Annotated in this window: 16 protein-coding genes; 7 read left to right on the plus strand and 9 right to left on the minus strand. The window is 53.5% G+C overall.

Translation table 11 applies throughout. From position 1 onward, the window contains the following. The first annotated feature begins 93 nt into the window (after positions 1-93). The 4 genes from ACR0JW_RS13915 to ACR0JW_RS13930 all read left to right on the plus strand — a co-directional run bounded on the left by ACR0JW_RS13915 (position 94) and on the right by ACR0JW_RS13930 (position 4,847). On the plus strand, positions 94-1,023 hold the full coding sequence (locus tag ACR0JW_RS13915) for a sugar phosphate isomerase/epimerase family protein (protein ID WP_480714080.1): 930 nt from the start codon (positions 94-96) through the stop codon (positions 1,021-1,023). Beyond that, on the plus strand, positions 1,004-2,413 hold the full coding sequence (locus ACR0JW_RS13920) for an aldehyde dehydrogenase family protein (protein ID WP_170681646.1): 1,410 nt from the start codon (positions 1,004-1,006) through the stop codon (positions 2,411-2,413). The genes ACR0JW_RS13915 and ACR0JW_RS13920 overlap by 20 nt, the downstream gene beginning before the upstream one ends. Continuing rightward, positions 2,413-4,194 carry a thiamine pyrophosphate-binding protein gene (locus tag ACR0JW_RS13925; protein ID WP_170602883.1) on the plus strand — a complete coding sequence of 594 codons (1,782 nt, stop codon included), beginning with the start codon at positions 2,413-2,415 and terminating at the stop codon, positions 4,192-4,194. Before ACR0JW_RS13920 ends, ACR0JW_RS13925 begins: the two co-directional genes overlap by 1 nt. A gap of 125 nt (positions 4,195-4,319) precedes the next feature. Next, positions 4,320-4,847, plus strand: a complete 528-nt coding sequence (locus ACR0JW_RS13930) for a hypothetical protein (RefSeq protein ID WP_170825220.1) — start codon at positions 4,320-4,322, stop codon at positions 4,845-4,847. A 455-nt stretch (positions 4,848-5,302) separates the two neighbouring features. Here ACR0JW_RS13930 and ACR0JW_RS13935 read toward each other — a convergent pair whose 3' ends face one another. Both ACR0JW_RS13935 and ACR0JW_RS13940 read right to left on the minus strand, forming a co-directional pair. Continuing rightward, positions 5,303-6,613 (minus strand): carbohydrate porin, encoded by a 1,311-nt coding sequence (locus ACR0JW_RS13935; protein WP_170623498.1) that lies wholly within the window; start codon positions 6,611-6,613, stop codon positions 5,303-5,305. Between the two features lie 60 nt (positions 6,614-6,673). Then, the gene (locus ACR0JW_RS13940; RefSeq protein WP_170537956.1) at positions 6,674-7,738 is read right to left on the minus strand and encodes an aspartate/glutamate racemase family protein; all 1,065 of its coding nucleotides are present in this window, start codon (positions 7,736-7,738) and stop codon (positions 6,674-6,676) included. 29 nt (positions 7,739-7,767) lie between these two features. Here ACR0JW_RS13940 and ACR0JW_RS13945 point away from each other — a divergent pair, with 29 nt between their 5' ends. From ACR0JW_RS13945 to ACR0JW_RS13955, 3 genes are all read left to right on the plus strand, one after another. Continuing rightward, positions 7,768-7,974, plus strand: coding sequence for a hypothetical protein (locus tag ACR0JW_RS13945; protein ID WP_170817140.1), 207 nt, complete (start codon positions 7,768-7,770; stop codon positions 7,972-7,974). After that, complete coding sequence (locus ACR0JW_RS13950) at positions 7,971-8,969, plus strand: AraC family transcriptional regulator (protein ID WP_170666162.1); 999 nt, start codon at positions 7,971-7,973, stop codon at positions 8,967-8,969. Before ACR0JW_RS13945 ends, ACR0JW_RS13950 begins: the two co-directional genes overlap by 4 nt. Positions 8,970-9,540: 571 nt before the next feature. Then, entirely contained in the window at positions 9,541-9,960 is a 420-nt protein-coding gene (locus tag ACR0JW_RS13955) for a DUF3010 family protein (protein WP_170777074.1), read from the plus strand. Positions 9,961-10,284: 324 nt separating this feature from the next. On the opposite strand, the gene ACR0JW_RS13960 is transcribed toward ACR0JW_RS13955, so the two are convergent. The 7 genes from ACR0JW_RS13960 to ACR0JW_RS13990 form a co-directional block, all read right to left on the minus strand. Beyond that, on the minus strand, positions 10,285-10,584 hold the full coding sequence (locus ACR0JW_RS13960; protein ID WP_480714081.1) for a hypothetical protein: 300 nt from the start codon (positions 10,582-10,584) through the stop codon (positions 10,285-10,287). 2 nt (positions 10,585-10,586) lie between these two features. Next, positions 10,587-10,964: a hypothetical protein gene (locus ACR0JW_RS13965; protein ID WP_170777070.1), complete on the minus strand. Its 378-nt coding sequence runs from the start codon at positions 10,962-10,964 to the stop codon at positions 10,587-10,589. 322 nt (positions 10,965-11,286) lie between these two features. Beyond that, positions 11,287-12,846: an AAA family ATPase gene (locus tag ACR0JW_RS13970; RefSeq protein WP_170777068.1), complete on the minus strand. Its 1,560-nt coding sequence runs from the start codon at positions 12,844-12,846 to the stop codon at positions 11,287-11,289. Beyond that, complete coding sequence (locus tag ACR0JW_RS13975) at positions 12,833-13,366, minus strand: DNA-primase RepB domain-containing protein (protein WP_170777067.1); 534 nt, start codon at positions 13,364-13,366, stop codon at positions 12,833-12,835. The genes ACR0JW_RS13970 and ACR0JW_RS13975 overlap by 14 nt, the downstream gene beginning before the upstream one ends. 4 nt (positions 13,367-13,370) lie before the next feature. Continuing rightward, entirely contained in the window at positions 13,371-13,631 is a 261-nt protein-coding gene (locus ACR0JW_RS13980) for a helix-turn-helix transcriptional regulator (RefSeq protein ID WP_480714082.1), read from the minus strand. 11 nt (positions 13,632-13,642) lie between these two features. Beyond that, entirely contained in the window at positions 13,643-14,395 is a 753-nt protein-coding gene (locus tag ACR0JW_RS13985) for a hypothetical protein (RefSeq protein ID WP_170777065.1), read from the minus strand. After that, positions 14,305-15,498 (minus strand): site-specific integrase, encoded by a 1,194-nt coding sequence (locus ACR0JW_RS13990; RefSeq protein WP_170777063.1) that lies wholly within the window; start codon positions 15,496-15,498, stop codon positions 14,305-14,307. The genes ACR0JW_RS13985 and ACR0JW_RS13990 overlap by 91 nt, the downstream gene beginning before the upstream one ends. Positions 15,499-15,792 lie beyond the last annotated feature (294 nt).

A 15,792-nucleotide genomic window follows, 5' to 3' on the forward strand; every position in this document is an offset into this window, starting at 1 on the left:
CGTTTTCATTTCCTTCTCAGCATTAAAAGTTGATAATTTACAAAATATCAGATATTTTTTACTACGTGTGATGAAATTGAGATTCGCAGACACGTGGAGCTGTCGTTCATGGTGAACCCCGAAGAGGCTGGCACACGCCCCTCTCTCTATTCCTTGGCGCATCTGACGCTGATTGGCTGTACGCCGCCCGAGCTGGTATATATCGCCGCACGGGCCGGTTACGATGCCGTCAGCCCCCGGTTCATTCCGATGCATGTGCCTGGAGAGTTCACCCAGTCCCCGATCGACAAGGCTCAGGTGCAGGCTACCAAAACTGCGCTTTCAACAACCGGTCTGAAAGTCCTCGATGTCGAGCTGGCGCGCATTACCGAAGATGTCGATCCGCGCAGTTTCGAGCCGTCGCTGGAGATCGGCGGGGAACTGGGCGCCAAGCGTATGATCATGAGCGCGTGGACCAACACCCGCGATGATCGTGACTTCTTGATCGACGTCTATTCCGAGACCTGCGAACTGGCGGCTCCGTATGGGCTAACAGTGGACCTTGAGTTTCCAAGCTTCTCCCGCTTGCGCACTCTGGATGAGGCGCTTGATATCGTGCGTGCCTCCGATCAGCCCAACGGCGGTATTCTGGTCGATACGCTTTACCTGCACCTCAGCCGCGTGGATTTGGGAGAGTTGCTACACGTCCCCTCGGATCTGTTTCATTTCCTGCATATCTCTGATTGCCTGCCTGGCATCGCCGATACGCGTGAGGGCATGATCCAGTTGGCCCGCGATGCGCGGCTCTATCCCGGCGAAGGCTGGATTGACTTCACCGGCATCATCGAACGGATGCCGCCCGTCGACTACTCCATTGAATTACCCAACCAAAGCCGCGTTGCCGAGTTGGGATATGAAGAACACGCGCGTCGCTGTCTCAGCCACGCCAAGCGAACATTCGGCGCGGCGCGGTCACAGCGTCGTGTGCCCAATGCTGCAATTCTAAAACACCAAGAGGATCATCATGGGCAAAGAGCTCAATGAAAACGACCGCAACATGGCGGCCGATATGCTGGCACGCGCCCGCGCTGCCATGGCCGAGATCGAGGATTGGGATCAGGACAGGCTGGACCGCCTTTCTCAGGCCATTGCGTGGTATGCGGGGAATGAGAAAACCTTCACGCGTTTGGCTCAGCAAGGCGTGGACGAAAGCGGTATCGGAGATCGCGAAGGGCGTCCTGCGAAGCGTTTCAAGATTCACATGGTGCTGCGTGATGTCTTGCGCACGCCCTCTACGGGGATCGTCGAGGTTGATGAGGAAAAGGGGCTCGTGAAATACGCCAAACCTGCCGGTGTGATCGCCTCCCTGATCCCGATGACCAACCCGGCGATGACGCCACCGGTGACCGGCGTGTCCGCCGCGAACGCACGGAATGCGGTCATCTTCAGCCCGCACCCGCGAACCGCCCATACCACCTTCGAAATGGTCGAGGTTATGCGAGCAGCTTGTCGTGCTGCCGGTGCCCCCGAGGACTTGTTCCAATCCATTCGCAAACCGTCGATCCCATTGACGCAACATCTGATGGAGATCTGCGACCTGACTTTGGCGACGGGTGGCAAACCCATGGTCAAAGCGGCGTACAGTTCTGGGCGCCCGGCCTATGGCGTCGGCGCGGGCAATTCGTCCATCGTCATCGATGAAACCGCCGATCTGGACATCGCCGCGCAGAATACGCGTATTTCAAAGACCTCTGATTTTGGGTCCGGTTGCTCAGCCGATGGCAACATCATCATCCAGCGCTCAGTTTACGATGATATGGTCAAGGCACTTCAAGCCGAGGGCGGCTACCTGTGTTCGGATGAAGAGAAGGCCATGCTCGAAGCGGCCATGTGGGACGAAAAGGGCAACCGTACGTTTCCGACCATCGCTTGTCCGCCGCAGCAAACGGCCAAGGTCGCCGGTTTTAGCATCCCCGAAGATCGCAAGTTTCTGATGGTTGAAAATCAGGGGCAAATCGGCCCGCAGCACAAGTTCTCTAAGGAAAAACTGACCACTCTGATGGCGCTTTATCACTTCGACACGTTCGATGACGCGCTGGAAACGGTCAGCCAGATCTACAACACCGGGGGCAAAGGTCACTCCTGCGGCATCTACAGCCACAACGACGATCACATCGATCGGTTAGCGCGCTTGGCCCCGGTAAGCCGCATGATGGTGCGACAGCCACAATCGAAGGCCAACGCAGGTGCCTGGACCAACGGCATGCCTATGACCAGCAGCTTGGGCTGCGGCATCTGGGGCGGCAACATCACCAATGAAAACGTCACCATGAAACACATGATGAACTACACCTGGGTCAGCCGTCCCATCCCCGAGGATCGCCCGTCGGAGCCGGACTTGTTCGGTGAGTTCTACGGACAGGAGGTCGCGTGATGGACGGAGCTAAATTGGAAGGCAAAACCGTTGCTGAGCACATCGTCGATTTCCTTGAGCGTCGTGAGGTCAAACATGTGTTCGGTCTATGCGGTCACACGAATATAGCGGTTCTGGCCGCGCTGGCGGAAAGCCCCATCGATTTCGTCACCGTACGGCACGAACAAATAGCCAGCCACGCGGCGGACGCTTATGCCCGCGTGACGGGCAAGGCCTCGGTGGTGTTGTCCCATCTCTCCCCGGGTCTGACCAATTGCGCCACCGGGGTCGCCAACGCCGCACTGGACTGTATCCCGATGGTCGTGATCGCGGGCGATATTCCTACGCACTACTACGGCAAACATCCACATCAGGAAGTGAACCTCCATGCCGACGCCGCCCAGTGGGAGATCTATCGACCCTTCGTAAAACGCGCTTGGCGGGTCGACCGTGCAGATTTAATGGCCGAGATTCTTGAAAAGGCGTTCCATCTGGCTGAAAGCGGCCAGCCCGGGCCGGTACTGGTCAATGTTCCCATGGACATCTTTTCAGAGGTGATCCCCTCGGACAGTTTCGACCGTATTCGGGACAACACGCGCGCTCTCAAGAAACCGTCGATTGACGACGAGACAGCGGGCGAGATTGTCGAAGCGTTGGCTAAAGCCGAAAGCCCAGTCGCTTATGTCGGAGGCGGTATTCTTCTGGCACAGGCCAGCGAGGAGTTGCGAGAATTTGTTGAGCATATGGGCCTGCCCGTCGCGCATTCCCTGATGGGTAAAGGCGCGTTGCGAGACGACCACCCGCTTGTGCTGGGAATGACCGGGTTTTGGGGCACGGAGTTGGTCAACCAGTCCTGCTTGAATGCGGACTACATCTTTGCCGTGGGCACTCGGTTCAAAGAGGCTGATTGTTCAAGTTGGTACCCTGGCTACACGTTCAATATTCCCGGATCGAAGGTCATTCATATCGACATTGAGCCGCAGGAGATCGGTCGGAACTATCCCACTGAGATCGGAGCCGTTGCTGACGCCAAGGCCGCATTGCGCGTCCTCAACCGGGTCGCCCGCGAGATGTATCCGGACGGCTTCAAGCGCCCCACGCTGGAGCAGAAGATCGCTGGCTTCCGGACGGACTTCAAAGCGCGCAACGAGGAAATGGCGACCTCATCGGCCTTTCCGATGATGCCCGAGCGTATTCTGGCGGATACCCGCAAGGCACTGCCTGAGGATGCCATCATCACCACGGACGTTGGCTGGAACAAGAACGGTGTTGGGCAACAGTTCGATATCCTGACACCTGGTTCGATCCTGACTCCGGGCGGGTTCGCGACGATGGGCTTTGGCCCTCCGGGAGCGATCGGCGCAAAACTGGCAACCCCTGACCGTGTGGTGATAAGTCTTGTTGGCGATGGGGGGTTCGGTCAGAATCCGTCGATGCTGGCAACCGCGGTCGAGCTTGATCTGGGCATCATCTGGCTGGTTATGAACAACAACGCCTTCGGCACTATCGCGGGCCTTCAAAAGGCGCATTACGGATTGACCTATGGAACCACGTTCCCCGGATCAGCCGCCGCACCCGCAAACGGACCGGGCTATGCCGACATAGCGCGAGCCTACGGCGCAGAAGGGCACAGACTTAGCGCTGCCGACGAACTGTTGCCCGCATTGGAAGCGGCAATCGCCAGTGGCAAGCCAACCGTGCTGGATGTGCCAATGATCAACAACCCGACACCAACGACCGGTCATTGGAACATCCTGGACATTTATTCGCCGGACAAAGATGTTTCTCACGTCGCGACCTGACGATACTGAGCGCGGTAAGCCGCGCCAGTCTTTTACTTTCAATAGGCCCAAGTCAGCCAACCCTTCTGAGAGCCTGTAGCACCCCAAAGAAGATCTGACTGGGTTTATAGCCCTAGCATATCGTTTTGGCTCACGCCTTATCGCCCCGTGGGACGAAGTGGAACGCGTCAACGCTGAATGGCAACGGCAAGCGCGCCTACAATCAAGAAGGCCGCGAACTCAACTCAGCAGGTAAAACAGACAGAAAGAAACTTGAACGCGCGTTATCAGAAGCCAACAAGCTGCAACCGCATCGTATCGAACTTTTCGAGATGGGTATTCTTGAAGGAGTCGAAGGTGAGGAAAAGTTCACTATTGGCAAAGAGCGCGCTTCGGTTGCCTTGGAGTTGTTGGCCGGCTTTGACGAGAAGGAGCAGGCGTTCGAGTTCAATCCGGCGACAGCTTCCAAGTATGTCACGGCACTGGATGAAATGATCTCTTATATGCAAGCACATGACGTCAACCCGAACCCAAAGGCACTTGACGCGGTGCGCGGCTTGACTTCAGAGATCGTTGTGTCTCCGACCAAGGAAGACAGCGTGCCGGTCGAGGTGAAGGGCCGTCTTAGTGCCTTGATTTCAAACCGTTCCAAAAAGGTGGGGGTTTGGTGGTAGCGGAGGAGGGACTTGAACCCCCGACACGCGGATTATGATTCAGTCCGGCTTGCCCCACACCACGCCACAAGCTGCCCCAGCCAACCACATTAACTATTTGGCTTTGTTAGGATTAAGGTGTGCAGGCCGCCACATCGGACCACACGCCGCCACATTCAACCACAGAGGTATGTGTCACCCATACGCTACCCAGTCCCGAAAGCGGACGTTCATGCATACCGCAGCGAATGACCGCTTCGAGCCCAAAGTTACCAGGTGCTGCAGTCCGCGCTAAGGACGGCAATGCGCAGAAAGCGGACTTTGCAAAGTTCAAGTCGTTTCACGAGAGCAGACCATCATTCACTGAACGGCATTGGCAAAACTCGTCCCGATCTACAGTTGCCTTGAGAGCTGGATGGAGCGAGTGCATTCGGAATTTCCGAGGTCATACTTCCGAATGCTGCGCCTTCACCAATTCAAAATGTCAGTCGCGCTCGTAATCCAAGAACGGTCACGGCTCCGTCGCTTGAGTTAAATGCTGGATTATCCAAGTACTGTATACTTGGCGTAATCGCGAAGTTCTGAGCGACCTGCCAGCGATAGAATGCTTCCACTGCGACCTGGTCTTCATCTGAATTCGGTGGGCGGCCCCAACTGGCACCAAGCCCCACTTCACTCGCTCGGAAAACGCCCTTCGTAATACCAGCGGCTGCGTATCTTTGGTACGGTGTGCTGGCATCTTCGTTTGCCCATGCAAGTCGGGCAAAAGTTCCAATGCGCGAGTCTTCGAAGGTGTAGCTCCCTGTTAGCCCCACACCGTAGTTGTCATCGTCGGTGTGCCAAAGAGCTACGTGAACGTTGTTAAATAAAAACGAAGCATCGGACACGCTTTGATCGGTCCAACCAAACTCAAGAGCTTTGAAGTAGTCGCCATCCCCAAGAGTATCAAAGCTCAGGCTATCGTATTGCCCATTGGCATCCATGACCATGCCGAGAACATAGAAATTGGTGCGTGGAATACCGATGTACCCAGAGATTCCAAACGAACCGGCCGACGGATAGCCAATAGTAGGGTTCAAGATAATGCTGTTGTTTTGGAACGACGTAAGATTGTCGGAGTATGGCGTAATGTCGAACTGCGAGAAGGCACTCATGTAGCCTACATTGACCTCAATTGGGGCATCGCCAGCGTCTAATCGCTGACGCCATTTCAAGACCGTGATCCCCCATTGTTGATTAGACCAATCCGGTGCGCTCGTTCCGACCCAACCAAAGTTGGCTGCCAGCGCCTCTGGCGGCAAGGCTGTACCAATCCGGTGGCGGTTTTCAACTCTGAAGTCCAAAGTACCTTTTCTGGAGGGATCGTGTCGGTTTAACAGGTCCCACGAAAAGAAGGCCCGGAAAATCCCACCAGTTGCGTGAGTCTCGCCTACAGAATTGTCGGACCACTGAGTGTTGAAGCTGTAGTCAAAACCCAGATTGAAGCCATAACGTTCGGCCAAACGAGCTTTCCAATCCAACCACGGTTTCAGCGCACTATCGATTGCAGGAAAATCGAATTCGGCCTCTCTGACTGCTTCAAGTTCCTCCAGCGTTCCCTCTACCGAGGTGGGAGCAGTTGGAATAACCGGTGCTGAATCGGTGGTGTTTCCAGCATCCTGCGCTCTCAATTCAAAAGGTGAAGCTAACAAGGTAAGTGTGAACAGAGTTAGAAGTGTGAAAATGCGCGAGGAAGCCACACTTGCACTTTTCGAATTTGGCTCTTGTGTACGCAATAGTTCGGTCACGATCAGATACCTGCTTTTGTACCCAACGACCAAATCGACCGCCGGGGGCATTTTTTTTGATCAGATAATTCCGAGGAAAGGCTTGCGCAGCGTACCCTCGTAGACCCACTTAGTCAGTGTCGTGTAATCCCAGACAGGCATGCGCACTGCGTCCTGAACCTTATAAGCAGCAGGCGGCAGTTCAGTGCATTCCAAAAGGATACACTTAACTTCCGGGTTACTGGCAACCAGGGCCTTTGCGCCTTCCACGATCTCGTTCTCAAGCGCGAGCATGTTGTAACTACCGGTGAGTTGCAGCACGTTTTGCATTTCTGGACCATTTTCCAGCCCTTGGATAACGAGCCGCTCCGCTTTCTGCTGGGGGGTGACGCCACAGTTCTCAATCGCCGGTGAAGCAGCAAGAGCCTCGCCATTGGCAGTCACGATGCCAACTTTTGAACGTGGCGGTAAACTCGCAATCATGGCAGGCAGTTGGAGTAGGCTGGAGGAGAAAAGAGGCGTATCGATTTGCTCGGCGATTGCTTGTTGGTAAGTTCCGTAGAACCCACAGTTCGCCATGATCGCACGAACGCCTTGAAGCTCCAGCCACTTCGCGGCCTTAACCATTTCAGCAGTAAAAGACTCGGTCGGAACGGGGGCAAGAATGTCATAGACATTTGGGGGAACGGCTTCCCGGTACAACATCGGAAAATCGAATGTTGTTGCATTGCCCATGTTGCCCGGCGCCATCGGCAAATACGCTCGTGCCTGAATAAGGCCAATTGTTACACCCCCTACATTCCTGCCGAACCACCAGTCAATATTGGCGTCTTTGCCAGCGGTGAACTCTGGAACATAGTAGTCACTCGTACGTTCTGCCGGTGGCGACAATTGTTCGGATGGGGTGGTGTACCAGTCGGGTGCCTCTGCCGGTGGGTCTGGGGTATAGAGCGCTTGTGCTTGAGCGTCACGGGTAGCGGCGACAAACCCAGCAGCTAGCGCAGCGGCGCTTCCCGCCTTAAGAATATCGCGCCGGATGAGCGAACTTGGTGCCCCATCGTCTGGTCGAATATCCGCGTCGGGGGTCTCATTGATTTCTTGGAAGCGAACTTTTTTGTCGCTGTCGTTGTTGGGATTCTCGGTCACAGTGAGCCCTCCATTTGGCGAATAGCGCGGTGTCGGAATGGGTTGCTGGCGTTAGCCGCAACGAGACATTTTATGGGGTTCACTCTGACAGTTCTGATCGTTTTCAGTCTGACGATTTCGATCAAGGCGATGCGATTATTGACGGAAATCATCAGGGCGGCGACAATAAATCCTATTCTGATGTCATAATGGCTATGTGGATCATGGACCTTGCATATTTCGAGGATCAGGCATGAGCGGCCCAACGCAACCCCTGATCCGGCTTTCAACGGGTAAGCCAGCGCTTTCCGCGCTGGACGCCGTTTATGATTGCTCTGACGAATTACTCACGCGGATTGGTTTGGCCCGAGAGTCCTTCGATGATCCGGAGATATTCGTTCATGCAATCGTCATGTACCAGTTCTTTGAGGAGGCAGCTTCCGCAGCTGAAGACCCATTCTTTTTGGCAAGGATCGGCAAAATGATAGCAGGATCAAAGTGGCCTCCCTTGATTGAGGCCGCAGATTGCGCTGTTACATTGGGATCGTTCCTCACCAAACTGGTTGTGGTGGCAACTGATCATTCGAGTTCCACCGAGCATCACTTGGATGTAAGCGGAAAATCAGGCTTCCTGTTTGGTCGCAGATACTACGACACACCGTTCGTACCAGCTCAGATAGATGGTTTCTTTGCAGCGATGTTCGGAGAAATTATTAAGCGATCCATCGGCGAAAAATGGAACCCCGATGACGTGATGGTCACAATAAGCGACCCAAACGCACTTCCGTCCGAATTTCTTGGATGTTCGGTTTTGGCTGGAGATCGACGTGGTCATCGCGTCGCTTTCCCAGCAATCTGGCTAACGGAGCCATTTTCTTCCGATGACTTTTTCAAAGGGCCAATTGAACGATCTGGCACGTCGCTACCTCCGAAGCGAGTAATTGTCAGTGTTCGAGAAGCTCTCAAACCACACATTGGCGTGCAGCCATTAAACAATGAAATTGCCGCAGGTATCTGTGGTCTTTCAGAGCAGCAACTGTCACGTAAACTTCGCAAGGAAGGCACAAGCTTGGGCAAGTTGATTGCTGAATTGAAATGTGAACATGCAGAAATGCTTCTTTCTCAGCAGAAGGCCAGCGTTGCAGAAGTCGCAGAGGTGCTAGGGTATTCCGACGCAACCAGTTTCGCTCATGCCTTTCGTGGCTGGACAGGTAAGGCACCGAGTGACCTAAAAAAGCAGCGTGAAAACTAGGTGCCCTTACTGATTGCAAACTAGGACAAGATCGAGCAGGAAGAGGTCGTTCAGTCCGAAAGACAAATAGTCGGCTCGGGATATTGAAGGTCAGTGCTAAGCTGATTAGCCGTTCAGAACAGTGACGGCTTCAAGTTACCTTGCTCGCATTGACGCGAGGCCGTTGAACGGCAGGTTTGTTGCGCTCTACGAAACTGCACAGTCTAGGGCGAATGTCCGGTTTGGGCTGACGGCAGTCATTCCGAAGCATATTCCAAATGGCAGCTTCGTCCGCGGAGCAGAAGTTCGATGTGAGCCGAGTGAATGTCCGCTTTGTTAAGCTAAGCAAGATCAAAACTCAAAATTTAGAAATCCCTGCCGACGCCTACGGACAACCTCACAGAGAGACTTGGCTGGACTTTTTGGGCACTTAGGCGCGGCATGACCGCCTTCAACCGTCTTGCCTATGCCAGCATTTCGGATCTGAATGACTAAGCTTGTTGACTGCGATAAGGCGCAAACAGCGGTATAGGTGGCATATATTCTGGTCCGAAAGATGTTAGTGAGGAACTGTCACACAAAGGAACGACATATGAGAGTATGCGGTTGCGAGATATCGGCACAGGAAGTTCGGCTTGCCGTTGTCGACCTGGATGACGAGGGCAAGGTAGAGATGCTCCGACCGAAGACCACAAGGATTGAACTCGAGGATGACACATCCGAGGCAGATCTGCGTTCATTCATGGCCAAGCTTGATGAGTTTGCTCGCGAAAACGAGGTTGGAACATTTGCGATCAAAACGCGCGCAAAGAAAGGCCGTATGGCAGGCGGTGCGGTCTCTTTCAAAATCGAGACTCTGATCCAACTCACAGAAGAATGTCACACTAGGTTCGTCAATCCGGTGGCTTTGTCCAATTTCGCCAAGAAGGAAGTGAAAGAGTATCCCGAGAAGCTGCCGGTCTATTTAAAGAACGCCTTTCTTTCTGGTGCTTATACATTGGCAAAGGGCTGATGTCAGATCTGGGATAGGCGTTCGGGGGTATTGTGGTTTGTTATGCTACCAACTGAAATCCAGAGACTGTCACCCATGTGTCACCCAGGCTTATTGGCGCGCACCCGCACGCTGTCTTTAAGTCATTGATCTTGAATGTAGATCAAAGATGAAACACCGATCGACACGCGCATACGGAGTTTGCGTGTCATTGGAAACACAATGCTTCGAACGTTGGCCACTGGCGTTCTTGATTGGCGCTACCAGGATGCCCCCAGGACCGCCGGAGCCCTGTTTCGCGGGGGTAACGTCGTCAAATTGCCTAGAAGCGCCCCAGCGGCGATCTCAGAGTGTCTGGCGGCGTTTGTGGGGGTACACGAACGCTTGCCAGCATCCATCAACGCGAAGAAAGCAACCGTCTAGCACTGCTTGGTCTCCGAACCAATTGACCACCTGGATCTCTTCTAACTCGCGGTCGAGCTCCTCAAACCGTTCGATACAAGCGGACATGTCCGGACTACGGTCACCGAAAGTGGACAACACACCAACGCCAGTATCTGGGCATATCCTAATGTCGCGCACAAAGCAGTCGAGTTCTGCGTCGTAGGTCTGCATCAGTTCAACTTCTCGGATATGTGGTTTCATGGTCAGTGCCTCCGCCCGACAACAGTTTCTAGTTTCGCGCGCAGGTCAGCGCGTTCCTGGTCCGACAGCTTCGTGAAATCGTACGCCTGCGGTGTTTCTTTCTGCTCGATCTCCACCGTCTGCCCCTCTTTCCAACCTGCGCGTGTTTTCAACCAAAAGATCGTCGCTGGCGTTGACCCCTGTTCGATCAGCCTAAACAGCCGACGCACGACCTTGGCGTTGGCAAGTTCGAGACCGGTTTCCAGTTCATCTACATAGTGCCGCTGCAACGTTTTCATGCCGATGCCAAGCGCCTTCGCGATGATCGTCTTGGGTGTGCCGCCTGCAACCAACACTTCGACAATGTGCCGTTGATCGTCGGTCGGTTCGTGCGCCGGCATTGCCATTTCCCGTGTGTCCTTGCTTTGTGATCACATTGGGTTGTCGCTTGCATTATAAGCGAAACGCAACGCGCGCTAAACCGTCGACGCTGGAAATAAATATGAATGCCATGGTGCAGACGGCACATCGCATTTCGATTGAAATATACACTACGACATGTATGTGGCGTCACATCGTGTGACGCACACATATACATAGTATATGTTTGTGTTACGCATGCATCATTTTCATTTAAAATCAATGTGATAACGTGTTGTGCAACGCAGTTGCAACGTTGTTTCGCGCGATCGCGATATTTGTGCATGATTTCAATAGCTTGCGTCATTTTTGCCGCGTATTCTTGCGTGCCGCCTTGGCGTTGAACACTTGCGCTTGTTCTGGTGTCGCCAGTGATTTTTTTCGAGTATTGGTATCCACTTGAATTTCGACGAGCGCCCCCCGCTTGATCGCTGACGTCAACAAGGTTTTCAGGTAGTCTTCGGACTTTCCGAATTCGTCTGCGAGCGCATTCGCAACGTATCGTATACCCGCTTGGTGATGTGGCGACAGATATTCACCACTCTCGAAGGCCTGTGACACGCGCACGACGAACCGTTGTAGTTCCTCTTCTTTGCGATCCCGAAATGCGTCGGGTGTCTCTCGTAAAAAAACGCCGTCGCGCCACACCAAAGCGATCGATTGCCCACGCGGTGCGAAATTGGATTTCTCAACGGTTAATGTCCTATAGCTCGGGTCCTCATTGCCGTCGCGCTCGCGCAAGTTCAAGCGGCTTCGTACCGCGTTGTTCCATGCAGTTGATCCGCTGGTACCGGTTTCTTTTCCGCTCTTACTGGGATGGGCTAGTATGACAACCGCTGCGCCTGTTTGTATGGCCAACTTCGTTGCAAACCGATTGATGAAATCGCTGACTTGACCGCGATCATTCTCGTTGCCCCAAAAGATCTCTGCGACCGGATCAAGCCCTATCAAGATAGGACCGAACCGCTCGATCTCTGCGCACAATTTCTTCCAAAATTCTGAGTACTCGACACCCAAGTGATAATCGACGAAATGGCTGTTCTCTCCTGCTCGGGAGGCGATACGCATTTGACCGCGCAGTTCTTCTAGTCCGATGCCTTCCGACCTGCAGATGGCGTTCAAAGACAAATGTGTGTCCGTTTTTTCATTCTCCGCAAGCAGCGCGAAGACGCGCCCGGGTGCAGCAGATTCACCGATGAACGTGCGTCCCGTGGCACAGGCGACGGCCAACTGCAGAAGTAGCAGCGTCTTGCCTGCCCCCCCGACTCCATAGAGCGCGGTAACTTTGCCCTTCGGGATCAAGTCTTTGATGATCCACTCTCGCTCTGGCATTGCCTCACCCGCCCAATCGGCAGGATCGTCGCTCAAAGCAAAAAGGTTGGGAGCATCCTCTCCTTTGCCGTCGCTCTCATTAGTAACGTCCCAGCCGACGTCCTCATGCAGCCGCTTTCGGACCGTCTCAATGAAGGTATCAAAATCCTCCCCTTTGCCGTCCATTTCGCGAAGGACCCAATGTAAACTCTTAGTGACTGTTCCCCGAATTTCATCATCTGAGTACCCGGCTCGAGCCATATCGAGTGCAGAGTTGAAATAAATTCTTGAACGATCATCGCCTTTGTAAGTGTAGGATTTTCCATCAATATAGATGGTAAACGGTCCGATAAGTCTCTTCTGACGAAGACTTAGGCGCGTGAATGTATGCAGACTACCGGCTCGCCGTGGAGGTTGTTTAGTGGTCTTGCTTTTGACTTCGGTTGGCTTTTGCTCATCCTTGTTCATCAAAGCTTTTTCTATTTCCGCCGCGTCGTACATGTGATCGTCTGATTCAATCACGCGGACACGTTTCATATCAGTACTTTGCATTGATTGTCCCCGGCAGTCTAAGAAGCTTGGCGGAACTGTGACCGCCGATGTCGCCGCCCACGAGGTGCGTCAACCCGCGGCTAAGTTCCTGTGCGATTGGTGGCTCGACCGGTGCTTTGAGAACATAAAAAAAATGATAGTTTCCAGGGCTGCTTTGCACGATCCTCGATGGTTGCGGGCCGTTTGGTGGTAGCGCAACACTATCGGCATCTACGTGCAAAAGCCGACCCGGCACAGCATGGATGGCCTTAGCAACTGGTTCTGAAAAAGCGCTTACGCTGTAGAAGGCATGGTCGCCGGTGCGAAATTCCCGGCGAAGAAACTGCCTGATCTCCAATCCAATTTGATCACTTCGATTTGGAAAAAAATGCGTCTTACGAGGATTTTTTTTACCGTCAGCGGTGTCTTCGACAAGACGAAGACAAAACAATCCCTCACCTTGTTTTTCAACGAGCCATTCAACATGTTTGGCTGCGCATTTTAAGTCCAGGTTGATGGGTGTATCCGCAAGGTGTCTCATGACTCTAGATCGCGTCCGTAGGGCGTGAAGCAAGCCATTCTTCTATGTCTGCTATTCGCCACGCCACACGGCCAGCGCTCAGGCGAATTCTCTTTGGAAATAGCCCGGCCGCCTCCATTCGGCGTAAGTGCTCTCCGCTGTACGGTATACCCATAGCTCTTAGAGTTTTAGCATCAGCGATGATGCGCTTCACTTCGGGTGATTGTGAACTGGAAGTCATGATGCGTCCTTTTCGTGCACGTGTTGTGCAGTGATGACGCGACATGTGTGGTCAAATCAAAGTCGAATAGCGCGATTTTTTTTGACGTAAGTGTATTCAGTGACAAGACTTGCAAGAATTTCTTGGCACAACTTTGTTGGCGGCTCATTTTCGGTGCAAGTTTCAATACACCAAGACTTTAGTTCACGTATCCGCTGACTATGGTTGTGCGGCAGGCCATTCACCTCAATAGACCAACGAAACCAACTCTCTATCGCATGGCGATCAAACTTCGGCTTTGATCCACGCTTATCCACGCTTTCTTCAAGTGATCTCATTAAGTCAGTTGCATCAACGTGGCAAACTCGGCGCGAATACATCCGAAATCCTATCTGCGATTCTTCGACACGTGGAAAGCAAATGTCTTTGCGGTCCAACGGTTTTTCGATTTTACCATACTCGATGAGTGCATCAGGAACCGCCAACGGCCCCTCAAAAATTCTAACAATCTCTTTCTCAAAAAAACGCTGAAATGTGCTTTCCACCCTGTGTCGGCGAAACCTATACGCGTTTAGCAAGAGCCGCTGATTTTCGGTCCGATCCGAATTAGTGAGCAATCTGTGATTTTGCTTTTCTAAAGCACGTTTCTCGTACGGAACGCTGTCCCCAATAGTCAGCGCCGTGTACTCATCCCAGCGCCATCCAAAGGGAAAATAATAGAACCCAATTATGTTTGCGGCTACTCGCAGGCGTACGCGGTATTGTTCGGCGTGGTAAGATTTGATGTCACGCCATAATGCGCTGAAAGCTTTGTTAGCTGTTGTGCCCATTGCCCAAGTGCCTCTCGTTTTTCGTTGGCATAAGAATAGCGGTTATAGACTGCGGCGACGCCGGAGATGATTCCTGATTTATGGTTGAGCACTTTTTCGATGACGTGTGGCGCAACGCCGATGCGGGCCATGCCTGAGGCTGCGGTGCGGCGCAGGTCATGAAACCACCAGTCGCTAGCGCCGATCTCTTGATCGAAACGGTCCTTGGCGCGGCCAAAGCCTGAAACAGGCGTCGTGCCGGTGGTGGTGAACACGAAATCGGACCTGGCAAAGCGCGGCATTACATTCAGGATGTCCATGACCGCTGGCGACAATGGAACATCATGCGCGATGCCGTTCTTCGCACGCTCGGCGGGTATCGTCCATGTCGCCGTCGCAAAATCGACCTGTGACCAGCGCATCTCGGAGACCTCGCCACGGCGTTGTCCGGTTAGGATCAATACCTGCGTCAACATACCGAAAGGATACCCTTCGTCTTCAGCGGCCGACCAAAGCGAACTCAGCTCTGCATCGGTTAGAATGCGATCACGAGCCTTCGGTTTAGTAGGAGGTTTGAGACCAGCGATCGGGTTGGCTTTGATCATCCCGCGATCCAGGCACCAGTTCAAAAGTTTCTTCAGAACGGCCAGTGCATGATTGGCTCTGCCCGGCGTCCCGTTCGCAACGATCTCATCCAGGATACGAACAACTTCACTGCGTTCGATATCTTCCAACGGCTTGTCGAAGAGCCGGGCCCATTTCTGATTCAGCAGACGTTCCTGCTCCTTCCAGCCGCGATTGCGTGGTATTGCCCAAAGCTCAATAAATTGGGGGACGGCCTCACCGAGAGTGGTCAGTTTTTCAGCAGGGGCAACGCCGAGCTGTATGTCGCGTAGCAACTCTCTCGCACGGTCGCGCGCTTCTGAGAGCGCCAGCGCAGGGTAAGTTCCGATCTTGATCCGCTTGATGCGCCCGTTGACACGCGGTGAACAAAACCAGGTCTTGCCGCCAGAGGTCGACACACGAATGCCAAACCCCGGCAAGGTCTGATCGTAAACCTCAAGACGTTTTGGGCCGGGCGCAGTCACGGCGGCGACGTAGCGGGATGTGAGCTTCTTTTTCATACAAGATATATATTCTGACAGTCGACCAATCTCATGGGTGACAGCTAGAATTATCGCAGAAAATCATAAGATTGTCTGCGTCACAGATGTGGCAGAATGTGTGAGTATGTGGCGGTTTGTTGGAGCGGCAAGACTTCGGGTGCCTTGGGTGACATCCGCTCACTTATGCGACTAGGCCACCTTGATTCTCAAAGTATGGAAATTCCTTCAGACGCCAATGGAGAAGTCGACAGGCTCTCCTCATCGGACTTTCTGGGCTTCCAGATCAGCCATCAAAACTCCGGAAGCGGACAT

This window comes from Ruegeria sp. BG6 (assembly GCF_056538465.1).

Bases quoted from the DNA above. Each gene is read 5' to 3' on its own strand.
- ACR0JW_RS13920 (WP_170681646.1), top strand. From the start codon at position 1,004: ATGGGCAAAGAGCTCAATGAAAACGACCGCAACATGGCGGCCGATATG.
- ACR0JW_RS13925 (WP_170602883.1), top strand. From the start codon at position 2,413: ATGGACGGAGCTAAATTGGAAGGCAAAACCGTTGCTGAGCACATCGTC.
- ACR0JW_RS13950 (WP_170666162.1), top strand. From the start codon at position 7,971: ATGAGCGGCCCAACGCAACCCCTGATCCGGCTTTCAACGGGTAAGCCA.
- ACR0JW_RS13955 (WP_170777074.1), top strand. From the start codon at position 9,541: ATGAGAGTATGCGGTTGCGAGATATCGGCACAGGAAGTTCGGCTTGCC.
- ACR0JW_RS13960 (WP_480714081.1), bottom strand. From the start codon at position 10,584: ATGAAACCACATATCCGAGAAGTTGAACTGATGCAGACCTACGACGCA.
- ACR0JW_RS13965 (WP_170777070.1), bottom strand. From the start codon at position 10,964: ATGCCGGCGCACGAACCGACCGACGATCAACGGCACATTGTCGAAGTG.
- ACR0JW_RS13970 (WP_170777068.1), bottom strand. From the start codon at position 12,846: ATGCAAAGTACTGATATGAAACGTGTCCGCGTGATTGAATCAGACGAT.
- ACR0JW_RS13975 (WP_170777067.1), bottom strand. From the start codon at position 13,366: ATGAGACACCTTGCGGATACACCCATCAACCTGGACTTAAAATGCGCA.
- ACR0JW_RS13980 (WP_480714082.1), bottom strand. From the start codon at position 13,631: ATGTCGCGTCATCACTGCACAACACGTGCACGAAAAGGACGCATCATG.
- ACR0JW_RS13985 (WP_170777065.1), bottom strand. From the start codon at position 14,395: ATGGGCACAACAGCTAACAAAGCTTTCAGCGCATTATGGCGTGACATC.
- ACR0JW_RS13990 (WP_170777063.1), bottom strand. From the start codon at position 15,498: ATGAAAAAGAAGCTCACATCCCGCTACGTCGCCGCCGTGACTGCGCCC.